The organism is Brachyspira sp. G79, assembly GCF_002379365.1.
Lineage (GTDB): Bacteria > Spirochaetota > Brachyspiria > Brachyspirales > Brachyspiraceae > Brachyspira.
The window spans coordinates 87,205-103,265 of sequence record NZ_JQIU01000008.1; the positions used below are offsets into that span (position 1 = coordinate 87,205).

The 16,061-nt window shown below is 29.9% G+C and carries 17 protein-coding genes, 1 pseudogene and 1 riboswitch; of the genes and pseudogenes, 17 read left to right on the forward strand and 1 reads right to left on the reverse strand.

Translation table 11 applies throughout. From position 1 onward, the window contains the following. Positions 1-102 precede the first annotated feature (102 nt). The 4 genes from KQ44_RS02090 (at position 103) to KQ44_RS02105 (ending at position 3,596) form a co-directional block, all read left to right on the forward strand. Positions 103-732 (forward strand): MotA/TolQ/ExbB proton channel family protein, encoded by a 630-nt coding sequence (locus KQ44_RS02090; protein ID WP_096736028.1) that lies wholly within the window; start codon positions 103-105, stop codon positions 730-732. Between the two features lie 144 nt (positions 733-876). Then, the gene (locus KQ44_RS02095; RefSeq protein WP_096737773.1) at positions 877-1,809 is read left to right on the forward strand and encodes an ABC transporter substrate-binding protein; all 933 of its coding nucleotides are present in this window, start codon (positions 877-879) and stop codon (positions 1,807-1,809) included. A gap of 7 nt (positions 1,810-1,816) precedes the next feature. Continuing rightward, positions 1,817-2,821: an iron ABC transporter permease gene (locus tag KQ44_RS02100; RefSeq protein ID WP_096736029.1), complete on the forward strand. Its 1,005-nt coding sequence runs from the start codon at positions 1,817-1,819 to the stop codon at positions 2,819-2,821. Position 2,822: 1 nt separating this feature from the next. Continuing rightward, entirely contained in the window at positions 2,823-3,596 is a 774-nt protein-coding gene (locus KQ44_RS02105; protein ID WP_096736030.1) for an ABC transporter ATP-binding protein, read from the forward strand. Positions 3,597-3,626: 30 nt separating this feature from the next. On the opposite strand, the gene mscL is transcribed toward KQ44_RS02105, so the two are convergent. After that, positions 3,627-4,091, reverse strand: coding sequence for a large conductance mechanosensitive channel protein MscL (gene mscL, locus KQ44_RS02110; protein ID WP_096736031.1), 465 nt, complete (start codon positions 4,089-4,091; stop codon positions 3,627-3,629). Positions 4,092-4,228: 137 nt separating this feature from the next. Between mscL and KQ44_RS02115 the strand changes: the two are divergent. The 13 genes and pseudogenes from KQ44_RS02115 to KQ44_RS02175 all read left to right on the forward strand — a co-directional run. Continuing rightward, positions 4,229-4,378 (forward strand): annotated as a pseudogene (locus KQ44_RS02115) (ATPase); the annotation flags it as partial. A gap of 160 nt (positions 4,379-4,538) precedes the next feature. Further along, complete coding sequence (locus tag KQ44_RS02120; protein ID WP_096736032.1) at positions 4,539-5,096, forward strand: flavodoxin domain-containing protein; 558 nt, start codon at positions 4,539-4,541, stop codon at positions 5,094-5,096. Between the two features lie 116 nt (positions 5,097-5,212). Continuing rightward, on the forward strand, positions 5,213-6,973 hold the full coding sequence (locus KQ44_RS02125; RefSeq protein ID WP_096736033.1) for a hypothetical protein: 1,761 nt from the start codon (positions 5,213-5,215) through the stop codon (positions 6,971-6,973). A gap of 88 nt (positions 6,974-7,061) precedes the next feature. After that, positions 7,062-7,242, forward strand: a riboswitch (cobalamin riboswitch). Positions 7,243-7,553: 311 nt separating this feature from the next. Further along, entirely contained in the window at positions 7,554-8,246 is a 693-nt protein-coding gene (pduB, locus tag KQ44_RS02130) for a propanediol utilization microcompartment protein PduB (RefSeq protein ID WP_096736034.1), read from the forward strand. A gap of 16 nt (positions 8,247-8,262) precedes the next feature. Continuing rightward, positions 8,263-9,924, forward strand: a complete 1,662-nt coding sequence (locus KQ44_RS02135) for a propanediol/glycerol family dehydratase large subunit (RefSeq protein ID WP_020003495.1) — start codon at positions 8,263-8,265, stop codon at positions 9,922-9,924. 10 nt (positions 9,925-9,934) lie between these two features. Further along, positions 9,935-10,621, forward strand: a complete 687-nt coding sequence (locus KQ44_RS02140) for a propanediol/glycerol family dehydratase medium subunit (RefSeq protein ID WP_096736035.1) — start codon at positions 9,935-9,937, stop codon at positions 10,619-10,621. Positions 10,622-10,643: 22 nt separating this feature from the next. Further along, positions 10,644-11,144: a diol dehydratase small subunit gene (locus tag KQ44_RS02145; protein WP_096736036.1), complete on the forward strand. Its 501-nt coding sequence runs from the start codon at positions 10,644-10,646 to the stop codon at positions 11,142-11,144. Positions 11,145-11,270: 126 nt separating this feature from the next. After that, the gene (locus KQ44_RS02150; protein WP_096736037.1) at positions 11,271-13,100 is read left to right on the forward strand and encodes a diol dehydratase reactivase subunit alpha; all 1,830 of its coding nucleotides are present in this window, start codon (positions 11,271-11,273) and stop codon (positions 13,098-13,100) included. Between the two features lie 2 nt (positions 13,101-13,102). Beyond that, entirely contained in the window at positions 13,103-13,456 is a 354-nt protein-coding gene (locus KQ44_RS02155) for a glycerol dehydratase reactivase beta/small subunit family protein (RefSeq protein WP_096736038.1), read from the forward strand. A gap of 29 nt (positions 13,457-13,485) precedes the next feature. Then, complete coding sequence (locus KQ44_RS02160; protein WP_096736039.1) at positions 13,486-13,890, forward strand: heme-binding protein; 405 nt, start codon at positions 13,486-13,488, stop codon at positions 13,888-13,890. Between the two features lie 40 nt (positions 13,891-13,930). Beyond that, positions 13,931-15,325, forward strand: a complete 1,395-nt coding sequence (locus KQ44_RS02165; protein WP_096736040.1) for an aldehyde dehydrogenase family protein — start codon at positions 13,931-13,933, stop codon at positions 15,323-15,325. Positions 15,326-15,370: 45 nt separating this feature from the next. Then, positions 15,371-15,904 (forward strand): BMC domain-containing protein, encoded by a 534-nt coding sequence (locus KQ44_RS02170; protein WP_096736041.1) that lies wholly within the window; start codon positions 15,371-15,373, stop codon positions 15,902-15,904. Positions 15,905-15,933: 29 nt separating this feature from the next. After that, positions 15,934-16,061 (forward strand): BMC domain-containing protein (locus tag KQ44_RS02175; protein WP_143277867.1); only part of this gene is annotated, 128 nt, incomplete at its 3' end.

Consider the following 16,061-nt stretch of genomic DNA (forward strand, 5'->3'; position numbering starts at 1 on the left):
ATATTTATTTTAAAATAAATATATTTTAATTATTGATTTTTTATATTCTTACAATTATAATGTTTTAACTAATAACGATATTTATATGAGGCATTTTTATATATGGATAATATATTCGGTTCTGAAAGTCTTTTAAACTCAGCTATGACTGTTTGCTGGATAGGGCTTCTTATATCTTCTGTATTAGCTTTAACTATAATAGTAGACAGATTTATATATTTTACTAGAATAAAATCAGAAGATAATTCATTAGCTCCAAAATTAGTTTCTTTGGTTAAAGAAAAAGAAATAAAAGCAGCTATTGCATTATGTGAGGCTTCTAAATCACCTTTATCTAATATCATAATGTCTGGACTTAAAAATATTAATTCTCCGAAAGAGTTTATGCAAAGTGCTTCAAATAAAGAACTTCCAAGACTTGAAAGATTTATTTCTGCTCTTTCCACTATATCTACAATAGCACCGCTTTTAGGACTTTTGGGTACTATACTAGGTATGATACAGTCATTTGCTGTGATTTCAGTTGTAGGGAGCGGAAAGCCTACTGCTTTGGCATCTGGTATAGCTAATGCTTTGCTTACAACTGCTGCTGGACTTATTATTGCCATACCTGCCGTTATATTTTATAATTATTTTGTAAATACTATTAATGCAAGAATACTTTTTATGGAAAACTTATCTAATGAAATATCAGATTATATAATAAGTCAGAATAATGAAATTGATAAATAAGAATTAGTTTATAAAGTTTGTATAATAAAAAATTATTTGATGATATAGTTTTATTGACAATTATATATTTGAGTTTATAATCATAAAAAATAAATATTTGTATAAAAACTTTTGATATAAGAAATGATGAAAATGTTTATATTTATGAAAGAAATTAAAATAATACTGTTAATCATTTTTAATATATTTTTATTATCATGCAATACTTCAAATACTTCTGACAATACACTTAAAGACAGAGCGGGAAATAGTATAATTCTTCCAGATAATATAGATAGGCTTGCTTCTTTATCTCCTGCTGTTACAGATATTATAATAGCTTTAGGACTTTCAGATAAAATAATAGCTGCAGATACTACTTCAAAAGAAATTTTACAGACTAATAATATAGATATTTCTAATATATTAGTTTTTGATATGCTAAATCCAGATTCAGAAAAGATGATAGCAATTAAACCAGATGTTTTATTTGTTAATACTTTCAGTGTATTTTCTGGTAAAAACTCTCTTGATTCTATAAATGCTTGTGGAATATGTACAGCAGTTATACCCAACAGTGATACTATAAAATCAATAGAAGATGATATATATTTTATAGGAAATGTTTTAAATAAAAATGATGAAGCTTCAAATATTGTAAATATGATGGAGTTAAATATAGAAAAAATAAAATCTATAGGAAGTACTATAACAAATAGTAAGAAAGTGTATTTTGAAATATCTTCTTTGCCTAATCTTTATTCATTTGGTACTAATGTTTATTTAGATGATATGATTAATATTATAGGTGCTGAAAATATATTTAAAGATAGAAATTCTTGGATAGCAGTATCTGAAGAAAATGTACTTTTTGCTAATCCAGATATAATATTTACAAGCGTAGATTATATAAATAATCCTAAAGAAGAAATATTGTGCCGTCAGTCTTGGCAGAATATAAATGCTTTAAAAAATAAAGATGTGTATTATATAGCTTCATCATCTTTGCCTACTCATAATATTATATATGCACTCTTTGATATGGCTAAATATATTTATCCTAATGAATATAAAGATGTTCAAATAATTAGGAATTGATAATAAAATGATAAAAAAAATTATAATAATTTTAATATTGGTTTTTATTTCATCGATATTGTCAGTGTGCATTGGAAGTGTTTTTATATCGCCTAAAGAAATAATATGCATACTTATATATAAAGTCTCTAGTATAGAACTTATTAATATAAATAAAATAAACTCTGACATTATAAATATCAGGCTTCAGCATTCTTTATTATCATTATTTGTAGGTGCTTCTTTGTCTATGACAGGCGTTGTGATACAGTCTATATTAAGAAACACTCTTGCTTCTGCATATAATCTCGGCATATCTTCTGGGGCTGGGCTTGGGGCTGCTTTGCTTATAGTAATGGGTATATCATTTAATCAATACTTTTTTATAGGTGTTTCAATGATATTTGCTTTTATTACTATATTGTTTATACTTTTTATATCAAAAAAAATAGATAAATATATGAGTAGTAATTCTATAATACTTGCAGGAATAGTTATATCATTATTTTTAAGTTCGGTTATGAGTTTTTTATCGTATATGTTTCCCAAATACTCAAACAAAATAATACTTTGGCAGCTTGGCAGTTTATTTGTAAGAAACAAAATAGATATTTTTATTATTATTGTAATGACATTAGTATTTTTATTAATACTTATGAAACATTCTAGTGTACTTGATATAATGACTTTCGGAGATGAAAGCAGCTTATCGCTTGGTGTAGATGTAAAAAAAATGAGGATATTTTTTATATTAATATCTTCATTTATAACAGCAGTATTAGTTGCTTTTACTGGGGTAATAGGTTTTGTTGATTTGGTATCTCCTCATATAGCGAGAAAAATATTTGGGGCTAAGCATATTATAGTTTTTCCTGCATCTGCTTTAATTGGAGGGCTTCTTCTTAATGTTTCTGATATATTTTCTAGGATTATAGTTCAGGGGGCTAATATACCGATAGGGATAGTTACAGCTGTTATAGGAGCTCCTTTCTTTTTATATATATTTATTTCAAATAAAAATAATGGAATGTAATATGAATAAAACTGTTATGGTAAAAGCGGAAAATGTATCTTTGTATTATAAAAATAATGCAAATAAAAAAGAAGTATTAAAAAATATATCATTTGAAGTGTCTAGTAATGAAAGTTTATGTATTGTAGGACCTAACGGATGCGGAAAGAGTACTTTGTTAAAATCGCTTTGCAGAATAATAGATTTTGAAGGTGATATACTTATTAATAATAAAGATATAAGAAAAATAGATACTTATAAAATTATATCTATTATGAGTCAAATGTCCTCTGTTTATTTCGGATATACTGCTTATGATACGATAATGATGGGAAGATATTCTAATTATAAAGACAAATTATTATCCATGCCAAGCAAAGAAGATAAAGATTTTGTTATTCATTATATGGAAAAATTAAAGATAATGTATTTAAAAGATAAATTGATAACTGAACTTTCTGGAGGTGAGCTTCAAAGGGTTTTTTTAGCTAGGACTTTAGTACAAAATCCAAGTATTATATTGATGGACGAGCCTACAAATCATTTGGATTTAAACAGCCAGATAGAATTAATTTATAATTTAAAAGAATGGGTAAAAAATAGAGATAGGTGTATTATTGCTGTACTTCATGATATAAATGCTGCTTTAAATTTTGCAGATAAATTATTAGTTTTAAAAGATGGAGGCTCTAAATATTTTGGGAGTACCAATAATTTTGATCTTTCATTATTAAACTATATATATGATATAGATGTTTTTGAGTATATGCATAATTCTTTTTTAAGGTGGTCATAATAAAATTATTTTCTTTAATTCATACATAATTTATTTATCTAAATCTGAAGTGCAGTTAGGGCATTTTACTGCTTTTATATTTACAGGTGAACAGCAGTATGGGCATATTTTTTCATTTGCCTCTTTATCATCTTTTTCTTTTTTTACCATTTTTTCTCTCATTTTGTTGAATATTTTTATTATCATAAATATAGCCAAAGCCGTTATAAAAAAGCTTATTATCGTATTGATAAAAACACCAAAACCTATAACAACAGCTCCAGCCTGTTTTGCAGCCTCTATTGAGGTATAAGGACCAGCATCAGAAATACCTTTTTTAATTACTATAAATATATTGGAAAAATCTATACCGCTTAATATCAGTCCTATAGGAGGCATTAATATATCTTCAACAAAAGAATTAACTATTTTAGTAAATGAAGCTCCAATAACTATACCTATTGCCATGTCTAATATATTGCCCCGCATAATAAATTTTTTAAACTCTTCTATCATAGATAAAAATCCTAGTAAAAATTTTATATATATATTTGCATATAAATAATAAAACAATTTATATTTTTTGCAAATTATATTTAATACTATTTTTATATAAACTTTGACAATTTATTAGTTTTTAGTATAATAAAGCTATGAAAGATATTAATAGACTTAATGATTTGTTTGTACGATATCTAATTGGTACTGAGGGTGATGAAGACATATTAGAAAATATTGTTAATGCCGTTTTAAATGATGTAGGTTTTGAATCTGTAGGAAATCTTGAAATAATTAATCCTTTTTTAATTTAGATATAGGAAGTGAGATAGATATAAGAAGAGAGCATAAATGTTTTATGTATTTATATATAAAAAACTTGTGAGAATCTATTTATAGTAAATTGCTTACAAGTTTTTATATTTAATAAAAATTATATAATTAATAAAATAATAGGGAAATATTATGTCAACTAATATTGCTGTACTTTATAAAAGTAAATATGGAACAACAAGAACTTATGCTAAATGGATAGCAGATAAAGTTCATGGGGATTTATATGGTATTGATAATGTAACTATTGATAATTTAAATAATTATGACTTTATTGTATTTGCAGGTGCTTTATATGCTGGTAAACTTTCTTCTGCGAAGAGGATAAAACAGTTTTTTAATAAGTTAAAAGGTGATAAGCATTTGTATTGTGTTGTAGTTGGTCTTGGTGATACTAATGATAAGGAACTATATAATAATGCTGTTAATCAAAATTTTAAATCTGATATAAGAGATAACATGAAATTTTATTTTTTAAGGGGTGGGGTAGATTTTGATAAATTAAAACTTCATCATGCTTTGATGATGCATATGTTAAGGAGAATAATATCGGCTAAAGCTGTGAAAACAGAAGATGAAAAATTATTATTAGAAAATTATGGTAAAAAGATAGATTTTATAAACAAAAGTGCTGTTGATAAAATAGTACTTGATATAAAAAATAAGAGTAAAGAGCTTCAAAATAAATAATATATTATTTTAATTTAATCATTATACTGAAATATTTAATTAAAACTATTGAAATAAATATATTATGATGTATCCTTAAAATAAGGATTGTATTAATGTTATATTGAGGTTTTATATTGGAAAATAAAGTTTATTTAATTATATCTTTAATTTTTACAGCTTTTATCACTTCATGTGAAAAAATAAATTTATTAAGTCCTTCTGATATACCGCCCCCTACAGAGTTTCCAGTTTCACAGGAAATGCCTGATTATATAGTTCCTTCTACTATACCTCCTGCAAATATAGAGGAAAGTTATATAGAAATAAAACCAGAAATAATTGCAGATGGTACTGTTTTTGGAGGTTATGGAAGAAGATTTAAATACAAAAATGAGTGGTATGTTTTGGCTACTAATGAATATCAATATGATATTAACACAAAAAAGCTTACTCTTTCTGGAAAAGGGGCATTACTAAAAATTGGTAGTGACGGAAGTACAATAACTAAAATTAATAGTTTATCATTATCTGATGATTTAGAAAATACAGAATATTGGAAGAATTTAAACTCAAAACAATTAGTTATAGAATCAGATAAAGTAACAATACCGTCATTAAAAGCAATGCAAAAAACTATTAATTTTCCTGAATATCCGCGCAGATTAGACAGGGCGAATTTTTATACTACTAACCCTCCTCCTTATTATGACTTTGCATGCTATGGAAACTTAATTATTTATTCCATATACAGAGAATCTCAAAGTCTTGTAAATTGGTCTGATTCTTCTGATGAAATAGAAAAAGCAAATTACTATATTCCTATGCCAAATGATTATGATCCTAGTATACAGGGAGTATATGGTATGGAAACTTTGGAGTTTTCTGCTTTATTTTATATTAAAGGTAAATTATTTATTACGGGGCAGAAGTCTTTTGCAGATGATAACCCTAATGGATATAGAAGTTATCAATCTTCTGAATATACAGATGACTCAAAAGATTATTATGCAGTTGATATTACAAAAGATATTTTGAATAATAATAATTGGGTAAAATATGAGTTTCCTTTTCCAGAAAAAAGACAGCAGTTTATTATAAAATATGATAAAAATAAATTAGATAAAATATATGTATATGGCGGTATATCATCACATTATGAGTATAAAGGCGGATATTGGACATGGACTAAAGATATAGAGTTTACTGAGAAAGACGGAGTATGGTCAACAGAAGATGGTATAAATTGGAAAGAAGAAAATAATATAGATGTAAGTAAACTTGATAATTATTATTATGATGAAGATATGGAAAAAATTGATGTAGTAGGTGGATATGAAATAAAAGAAGACGGTACCCCTTTAGAGCCTTCATATACTGAATTAGATGGTAAGTACTATAGAACATTAAAAAATACATATCCTATACCCCCTATTAAAGAAATACTTGAGGCAGCTGATAGATTTGAAACAAATTTTACCGTTACAGAAGAGCATATTAAAAAATCTGGTTATTATCAATTACAAGTCTCTTCATTATCTCCAGACAAAGCTCAGGAATCCGACTGGGTTAATATTATGCCTAATAATCAAACAACTTCCATTATAGGATGGGAGAGCGGAGGGGCTGATTTATTTACTTTCAATAGTAAAATAATTCGTTTAGTTGATTATGACAGAAAATTTAAATTAAACACTCAATATGAAACGGCTTTGAATCTTGCAGAGAAATATTATAATTTACTTTTAAACTCTTCTATGTCTGACTTTAAAAAGTATGATTATTATTTCTTATACTATAAAGCTATGGCTGATATGCTTAAGATAATTAAAGACAAAGGCAGCGATTATTTCCGTCCTGATGAGGCTGTTACTCATTATACTTTTGAGATTAATTAATATAAAATTATGTAATATTTTTAATATGAGTATATTAAGAATATTTCATAAAATAAGTATAAATTGTATGAATAAAGATATTGATTTATTATAATTTTTTTATTATAATATAGATATGTATTGAAGGAAATAGGTCAGAATCCTATACTAGCCCGTAGCCGTATTCAGTAGCGAACCCTAGTAAGCCATTGTTGCCTATTGAGGTGATGAGAAGGTAGGGTGTAGAAAGCTGTAAGTCGGAATATTTCAATATATAGTTTATTTCTATCGAGGAGCATGGAATGGAATTCATAGTAATTTAATTTTTAATTAGTTCAAAATATAAATTTGTTCAATTTTATTAATTTAATTTTATATTGTTTCAATTCTGTGAAATTTTATTCATTTTTTTAAAAAATGATATCTTGTTATTGACAATGGTATGCCATTGTTTTATACTATATGTATAGCAATGGTTTATTGTGCATTTTTTGATAATTTTTCTATTCTAATAATCTAAAATTAATCTTTGTCATATAATCATTGCCTTTTAATTAAAAAAATAACATTAATTTTATTATTTTTTAAGGAGGATTTTTATATGAGTAAAGCAATAGAGTTTGTAGGCACTGCTATGGGAGATACTATAGGGCTTGTTATTGCTAATGTAGACAAAAGTGTTTTGGAAAAGATGAATTTTGAAACAAAATACCGCTCTATAGGTATTATAGGCGGCAGAACAGGGGCAGGTCCTCATATAATGGCTGCTGATGAGGCTGTGAAAGCTACAAACACAGAAATTGTTTCTATACAGTTGGCACGTGATACAAAAGGCGGTGCTGGTCATGGTAACTTGATTATATTCGGTTCTGATGATGTTTCAGATTCAAGACGTGCTGTTGAAGTAGCATTAAAAGATTTGGACAGAACTTTTGGCGATGTTTACGGAAATGAGGCTGGACATATAGAACTTCAGTACACTGCAAGAGCTAGTTATGCCTGCAATAAGGCATTTGGTGCCCCAATAGGTAAGGCTTTCGGAATTTGTGTTGGTGCTCCTGCTGCTATAGGTGTAGTAATGGCAGATACTGCTGTTAAATCTGCTAATGTAGAAGTAGTAGGATATGCTTCTCCTGCAAGCGGTACTAGTTTTTCAAACGAAGTTATATTACAGATATGCGGAGATTCTGGTGCTGTTAGACAGGCTGTAATAGCTGCAAGAGAAATAGGCTGTGAATTATTGGGTACTTTAGGCTCTAAACCTAAAAATGACAGACCATCATATATAATTTAATTATTAGGAGAAGTTCATGAAATCTAAAAGATTTGAAATATTAAGAAACAGACCAGTAAATCAGGACGGATTTGTTGGTGAATGGCCTGAGGTAGGTCTTGTAGCTATGGACGGACCTAATGATCCTAAACCTAGCATAAAAATATCAAACGGCAAAATAGTTGAGCTTGATGGTAAAAAAGCAGAAGATTTTGATTTTATAGATACATTTATTGCTAATTATTCTATAAATATTGAAAATGCTGAAAAAGCTATGAGTATTGACTCAAAAAAAATAGCTCTTATGCTATGTGACCCTAATGTACAAAGAAGTGAAATAATACCTATAACAACATCTATAACTCCTGCTAAAATATCAGAAGTTATGAGTTGTATGAATGTTGTTGAAATGATGATGGCTTTGCAGAAAATGAGGGCAAGAAAAACTCCTTCCAATCAATGCCATGTAACTAATGTAAAAGATAACCCAATACAAATAGCAGCAGATGCGGCAGAAGCAGCTGTTAGAGGTTTTGATGAAGAAGAAACTACAGTAGGTATAGTTCGTTATGCTCCTTTTAATGCTTTAGGTCTATTAGTGGGTGCTCAGGTTGGAAGACCTGGTATACTTACTCAATGTTCATTAGAAGAGGCTACTGAATTGTTATTAGGAATGAGAGGATTAACCTGTTATGCAGAAACAATATCAGTATACGGAACAGAAAGAGTATTTACAGATGGAGATGATACTCCATATTCTAAAGCTTTCTTAGCTTCATCTTATGCATCACGCGGTTTAAAAATGCGTTTTACTTCTGGTACTGGAAGTGAAGTACAAATGGGATATGCAGAAGGCAAATCTATGCTTTATTTAGAGGCTAGATGTGTATTCATCACAAAAGGTGCAGGAGTACAAGGTTTGCAGAATGGTTCTATAAGCTGTATAGGTGTTCCTGGAGGAGTTCCTAGCGGTATCAGAGCAGTTTTGGCTGAAAACCTTATTACAGAATGTTTGGATTTGGAAGTTGCTTCTGGTAATGACCAAACTTTCTCTCACTCAGATATAAGAAGAACAGCAAGAATGTTAATGCAGTTCCTCCCTGGTACTGACTTTATATTCTCTGGTTATAGTTCTACTCCTAACTATGATAATATGTTTGCAGGTTCTAACTTTGATGCTGAAGACTTTGACGATATCAATGTATTACAAAGAGACTTAAAAGTTGACGGCGGACTAAGACCTGTAAAAGAAGAAGAAATAATAGCTGTTAGAAATAAAGCTGCAAGAGCTATGCAGGCTATATTTGCTGATTTGGGTTTCCCAGAAATCACAGATGAAGAAGTAGAAGCTGCAACTTATGCACATGGAAGTAAAGATATGCCAGACAGAAATGTTGTAGAAGATTTAAAAGCAGCACAAAGCATACTTACTAATGGAATAACAGGTTTAGATGTTGTTAAAGCTTTATATAGAAAAGGCTTTGAAGATGTTGCTCAAAGTGTTTTGAATATGCTTAAACAGCGTGTAGCAGGCGATTATTTGCATACTTCAGCTATTATTGATAGAAACGGCTATGTTATTAGTGCTGTTAATGATGTTAATGATTATCATGGTCCTAGTACTGGTTATCAAATAAGTAAAGAACGCTGGGAAGAAATAAAAAATATTCCTAATGCTATAAGCCCAGATTCTATTTAAGGAGTAAGTAATGAATATAGATGAAAAAACTCTCAAATTAATAGTTAGCGAAGTTATAAAAAATATTAATAATCAAAATAATAATACAGGCAGCAGTACTTCCGCAGGTTCTAATCCGAATCCTAATGTAAGTACTAATCATCAGGCTCCTCCTCCTCTTAATTTTAAAGAGCTTGGAAAAGCTGAAGTTGGTAAAAACAAATCTGAAGTAGTAATAGGCTTAGCTCCTTCTTTTGGTCTTCATCAAACTGAAACTATAGTTCATATACCTCACTCTCAGGTATTAAGAGAATTAATCGCAGGTATAGAAGAAGAAGGGTTAAAAGCACGTATAGTGCGTTTCCTGCATACATCAGATGTTTCATTTATAGCCAATGCAGCTGCAAAATACAGTGGTTCTGGAATAGGTATAGGTATACAGTCTAAAGGTACTACAGTTATACACCAAAAAGATTTGCTTCCTTTAAGTAATGTTGAATTATTTCCTCAGGCACCTCTTTTGGATTTGCCTACTTTCAGAGCTATAGGTAAAAATGCTGCTAAGTATGCTAAAGGAGAATCTCCAACTCCTGTACCAGTTCGTAATGATCAAATGGCTCGTCCTAAATATCAGGCAATCGCCGCTTTACTTCATATAAAAGAAACTGAACATGTTGTTGATAATGCAGATCCTATAGAACTTTCGGTTTCGCTGTAATAATTTTGTAAGGAGATAAAATATGGATGAACAACTTTTAGAAAAAATGATAAAAGAAATAGTTAATAATATTAGCAATACCAGCAATGTTAAAAGTGTTTCTAATACTATTAATGTAAGTGCTAAAGATTATCCTTTAGGCTATAATAGAAAAGATTTGATAAAAACTTCTACAGGAAAAAGTTTAGATGATATTACATTGGAAGCAGTAATGAACGACGGAGTAGGTCCTAATGATGTTCGTATTACCGCTGAAACTTTGGAATATCAGGCACAAATTGCTGAGTCTGTAGGAAGAAAAATATTTGCTATGAATTTGAGAAGGGCTGCTGAATTAACAAGAATAAGCGATGACAGAATATTAGAAATATATAATGCTTTAAGACCTTTCAGATCAACTAAAGCTGAACTTATTGCTATAGCTGATGAACTTGAAAATAAATATTCTGCTACAATATCAGCTTCTTTAGTTAGAGAGGCGGCTGAAGTTTATGAAAAGAGAGATCGTTTAAGAAGAAAATAATAATTTTTTAATATTGTAAGGCTAATATAAAAATTGTTGTCATATGGTGCATAGTAATTTGAAGCATATAATTGTTAAACAATTTTTATTGGCTGTAATAATAAATTTTTATTAATGGAAGTGTCAATGAAATATATTGCTGGAATAGATATAGGTAATTCTACCACTGAAATTGCTGTTGCTAAAATTAGTGATAATAATGAGGCAGAGTTCATATCTAGTGATTTGGTATTTACTACAGGTATAAAAGGTACTTTTTCTAATAAGCATGGTATTTTTGGTGTTTTAAAGAAGAGTTTGGATAAAGTTAATCTTACAGTTAAAGATATATCTCTAATAAGAATAAATGAGGCTACTCCTGTTATTGGCGATGTAGCTATGGAGACTATAACCGAAACTGTTGTAACTGAATCTACTATGATAGGACATAACCCAAAGACACCAGGCGGTTCTGGAATAGGTATAGGCATAAGTATTCATTATAATGATATTTCCAATATAAAAAAGGGTGAAGATATAATAATAGTTGTTCCTAATACTGTGGATTTTAAAGATGTTGCCGACTCTGTTAATGATGCCATATCTAGGGGTATTAATGTTAATGGTTTGATTTTACAGAAAGATGACGGAGTTCTTGTACAAAACAGAATAAACAAAAATATTCCAATAGTTGATGAGGTTACACTTATAGATAAAGTTCCTATTGGTATGCTTTGTGCATTAGAGGTAGCTCTTCCGGGTAAAGTTATTGAAACATTATCCAATCCTTATGGTATAGCAACGGTATTTAATCTATCACCTGAAGAAACTCAGTCAGTTGTACCTATATCAAGGGCTTTGATAGGAAACCGTTCTGCTGTTGTAATAAAAACTCCTGAAGGTAATGTTAAAGAAAGAAGAATACCAGCTGGTAAATTAACTATAATTGATTCTAAAAGAACATTGGAGGTTGATATAGAAGCAGGTGCTGAAAAGATAATGTCTGTTATTAATAAAGCAGATGATATAGAAGATATTATTGGCGAGGCTGGAACTAACATAGGAGGTATGATAGAAAAAGTAAGACAGACTATGGCTAAACTCACAAATAAAAATAAAGATGATATTAAGATTAAGGATCTTTTAGCTGTAGATACTTTTGTACCTAGAAGTGTTAAGGGCGGTCTTGCCAATGAATTTTCCATGGAAAGTGCTGTCGGTATAGCCAGTATGGTTAAATCTGACAGACTTCAAATGGAGATAATAGCTAATGAGCTTAAAAAAGATTTAAATATTGATGTTGAAGTAGGAGGAGTTGAAGCTGATATGGCAATACTTGGAGCTTTAACTACACCTGGTTCTTCATCTCCTTTAGCTATTATAGATATGGGTGCTGGAAGTACTGATGCTTCTCTTATAGATAAAAACGGAAAAATATCATATACGCATCTTGCAGGTGCAGGAAACATGGTTACACTTTTAATTAATTCCGAATTGGGACTAGATGATCTTGAAATGGCTGAGAGAATAAAGAAATATCCTTTAGCTAAAGTTGAGAGCATATTTCATATAAGACATGAAGACGGAACCGTGCAGTTTTTTAAAGAGCCTTTAGATCCTAAACTATTTGCAAGAGTTGTAGTAGTAGAAGATAATAATTTTGTTCCTATAGATTCTGATATACCTTTAGAAAAAATAAGGATTGTAAGAAGAAGTGCAAAAGAAAAAGTTTTTGTATTTAATTCTATAAGAGCCTTAGAAACAGTAAGTACTACTGGAAATATAAGAGATATACCGTTTGTAGTATTGGTTGGAGGTTCATCATTAGATTTTGAGATACCTCAAATGGTTATGGACGCTTTATCTCATTATAAAATAGTTGCTGGAAGAGGTAATATAAGAGGAAAAGAGGGTCCTAGAAATGCAGTTGCTACTGGGCTTATATTAGATTATGTTAGGTCTGGAGGAAATAGATAATTATGGATATACCATCTATCATTATATATAATTTGGGTAATGCAGATTCAAAATTAATGGATCAGGTTTTATATGGGATAGAGGAAGAAGGGATACCATATGTAGTTGAAAGCAAAAATGGAGATGGTTATAAAAATGCTGCTGAGGCATCTTATAAGGCTGCTATTGCTTCAAAATTGTCGGTTGGACTAGCTATTGATAGTGAGAATATTGCTGTGCATTATGCTAATTTGGAAGAAAATACGCCTTTATTTTTATACTCTGTAAAATCAATGAATATGCAGAATATGAGAAATATTGGCACAAATTCAGCCAGACTTGTTAAGGGAATTTATTTTATATTGAATGACGATTAATTATAATTAATTATGATTGAGGAATGTTTATGGAGCTTAATTTAAATGACGCTTTTATCATGGCTTTAGAGGCTATAAAAAAAGCTGGAAGCATACATGTTGATGTGTGTATTTCTATTGTTAATAGTCATGGTGAGGAGATTTTCTTTTGTAAAATGGATAATGCTCTTAAAATAAGCGAGAAATTAGCTTTTAAAAAGGCTTACAGTAGTATATCATTGAAAGTTCCTACTTCCGACATAAAAAAACTTATTGATGACAGTTTATGCGGACTTGATACGGCTATGTCTGGAGAGCTTGTGATGTTTGGCGGAGGAATTCCAATATTTAGAGATGGTAAATTATTGGGAGCTGTTGGAATAAGCGGCGGAGCAGTTGAGGAAGATGTAGTTATAGCTAAGGCAGCTTTAGAGGCATTTAATAGGGGCATTTAATAGATATGTTTAATAAAAATATATTTACGGAGAATATAATATGGATGAGAAATTAATAGAATCTATAGTGAGAGAAGTTGCTAAAAATATTAATATTATTGAATCTGCAAGCAACAGCTGTAATACATTAGGCGTATTTGATAGTATGAAAGAAGCTATTGAGTATGCAAGTATTGCACAAAAGAAATTTTTATGCTCTAGTTTGTCAGAAAGAAAAAGAATAACTGATTCTATAAGAAATAAATTGAGACCTCTTATTAAAGAGATGTCTGTTATGACTGTAGAAGAAAGCAAAATGGGAAGAGTGGAAGATAAAATAAATAAAAATACATTAGCTATAGAAAGATGTACTGGTGTTGAAGATTTAAAAACAGGAGCTTTAACTGGTGATGATGGTCTTAGTTTAATAGAATTTTCTCCATTTGGTGTAATAGGTGCTATAACTCCAGTTACTAATCCCACAGAAACTATAATATGCAATAGTATAAATATGCTTTCTGCAGGAAACAGTGTTGTATTTAGTCCTCATCCTAGTGCTGTAAAAGTATCTAATTGGCTTGTAGGAAAGATAAATGAGGCTATAATAGAAGCTGGAGGCGAGAGGAATTTAGTAGTTACTATTTCTAAGGCTTCAGTTGAAGAGGTTGATTATTTAATGGAAAGTCCTAAAGTAAATGCATTATGTATTACAGGTGGTATGCCTATAGTTATTAAGGGGCTAAAAAGCGGTAAAAAAACTATAGGGGCAGGTGCTGGAAATCCTCCTGTTATAGTTGATGAGACTGCGGATATAGAACAGGCTGCTGCTGACATAGTGGCTGGGGCTTCTCTTGATAATAATATGCCTTGTATAGCAGAAAAAGAAGTATTGGCAGTGGACTCTATATTTGACTATTTGATATTTAATATGGAAAAGAATAATGCATTTAAAATTTCCAAAAAGGAAGATATGGTGAAACTTGAGAAAGGTGTTATAAATGAAGATGGATCTGTAAATAAAAAGTTTATAGGTAAAAATGCAAAATATATATTAGATACTTTAGGCATAGAATGTCCTTATGATCCTAGATTAATAATAATGGAAACACATAAAGAACATCCTTTTGCTGTAAAAGAGCTTATGATGCCAGTGCTTCCTTTGATAAGATGCAAAGATTTTGATGAGGCATTGGATTTGGCTGTGAAATTAGAAGACGGATGCAGACATACTGCTGCTATGCATTCTAAACATATTGACAGACTTACAATAGCACCTAAAAGACTTCAGACAACAATATTTGTAAAAAATGCTCCTTCATATGCTGGCATAGGATTGGGAGGAGAAGGATACACTAGTTTTACATTAGCAAGCAGTACTGGAGACGGTATTACTAGTACAGTAACTTTTACAAGAAAAAGAAGATGTGTATTAAAAAATGGGTTATTTGTTAGATAAATAATTATATTTTTGTATACTTAATAAAAGAGGATATTAATTATTATGGAATATGCTTTAGGTATGATAGAAACTTATGGTCATACTGCTGCTGTTGAGGCTTTAGATGCAGCAAATAAGGCTAGTAATATAATTTTGCCTTCTATGGTGCATGTGGGAAGCGGAAGAATTGCGGTATCTTTTTTTGGAGATGTTTCTGCCGTTAAAGTTGCTGTTGACTGCGGAGTTGCTGCTGCCGAGAAAGTTGGAATGGTTTTAGGCAGTAATGTTATAGCAAGATTAGATAAACAGGTTCTTAATTCTCTTTTTTCTTATGTATCTTTTGATAATGAAGATTCAAATAAAGAAAACAAAGAGAGTGAAGAAAAAGAAACTTTGGAAAACAAACAATTAGAAAGCACTACAGAAATAATTAATGAAAATGCTGAGAATAATTCATCAGACAGTAATGTTGTAATTAATGATACCTTGCTTTTTGATGAAGATATTAATAAAAAAACGGATAATGAAACGGCTTCTAATGAAACTGTTTCAAAGAAAAAAACAAGAAAAAAGAGAAAAAATAATAATAATCAATAAAATAATAAAAATCATTGGAGGTAATATATATGGCAAGTTCTATGGCTTTGGGTATGATAGAAACTAAAGGTTTGGTATCTGCTATAGAAGCAGCAGATGCTATGGTAAAAGCTGCTAATGTTAACCTAGTAGGTAAAACATTAATAGGCGGAGGTTT

Bases quoted from the DNA above. Each gene is read 5' to 3' on its own strand.
- mscL (WP_096736031.1), bottom strand. From the start codon at position 4,091: ATGATAGAAGAGTTTAAAAAATTTATTATGCGGGGCAATATATTAGAC.
- KQ44_RS02155 (WP_096736038.1), top strand. From the start codon at position 13,103: ATGGATATACCATCTATCATTATATATAATTTGGGTAATGCAGATTCA.
- KQ44_RS02095 (WP_096737773.1), top strand. From the start codon at position 877: ATGAAAGAAATTAAAATAATACTGTTAATCATTTTTAATATATTTTTA.
- pduB (WP_096736034.1), top strand. From the start codon at position 7,554: ATGAGTAAAGCAATAGAGTTTGTAGGCACTGCTATGGGAGATACTATA.
- KQ44_RS02150 (WP_096736037.1), top strand. From the start codon at position 11,271: ATGAAATATATTGCTGGAATAGATATAGGTAATTCTACCACTGAAATT.
- KQ44_RS02165 (WP_096736040.1), top strand. From the start codon at position 13,931: ATGGATGAGAAATTAATAGAATCTATAGTGAGAGAAGTTGCTAAAAAT.
- KQ44_RS02140 (WP_096736035.1), top strand. From the start codon at position 9,935: ATGAATATAGATGAAAAAACTCTCAAATTAATAGTTAGCGAAGTTATA.
- KQ44_RS02100 (WP_096736029.1), top strand. From the start codon at position 1,817: ATGATAAAAAAAATTATAATAATTTTAATATTGGTTTTTATTTCATCG.
- KQ44_RS02170 (WP_096736041.1), top strand. From the start codon at position 15,371: ATGGAATATGCTTTAGGTATGATAGAAACTTATGGTCATACTGCTGCT.
- KQ44_RS02105 (WP_096736030.1), top strand. From the start codon at position 2,823: ATGAATAAAACTGTTATGGTAAAAGCGGAAAATGTATCTTTGTATTAT.
- KQ44_RS02135 (WP_020003495.1), top strand. From the start codon at position 8,263: ATGAAATCTAAAAGATTTGAAATATTAAGAAACAGACCAGTAAATCAG.
- KQ44_RS02160 (WP_096736039.1), top strand. From the start codon at position 13,486: ATGGAGCTTAATTTAAATGACGCTTTTATCATGGCTTTAGAGGCTATA.
- KQ44_RS02120 (WP_096736032.1), top strand. From the start codon at position 4,539: ATGTCAACTAATATTGCTGTACTTTATAAAAGTAAATATGGAACAACA.
- KQ44_RS02145 (WP_096736036.1), top strand. From the start codon at position 10,644: ATGGATGAACAACTTTTAGAAAAAATGATAAAAGAAATAGTTAATAAT.
- KQ44_RS02090 (WP_096736028.1), top strand. From the start codon at position 103: ATGGATAATATATTCGGTTCTGAAAGTCTTTTAAACTCAGCTATGACT.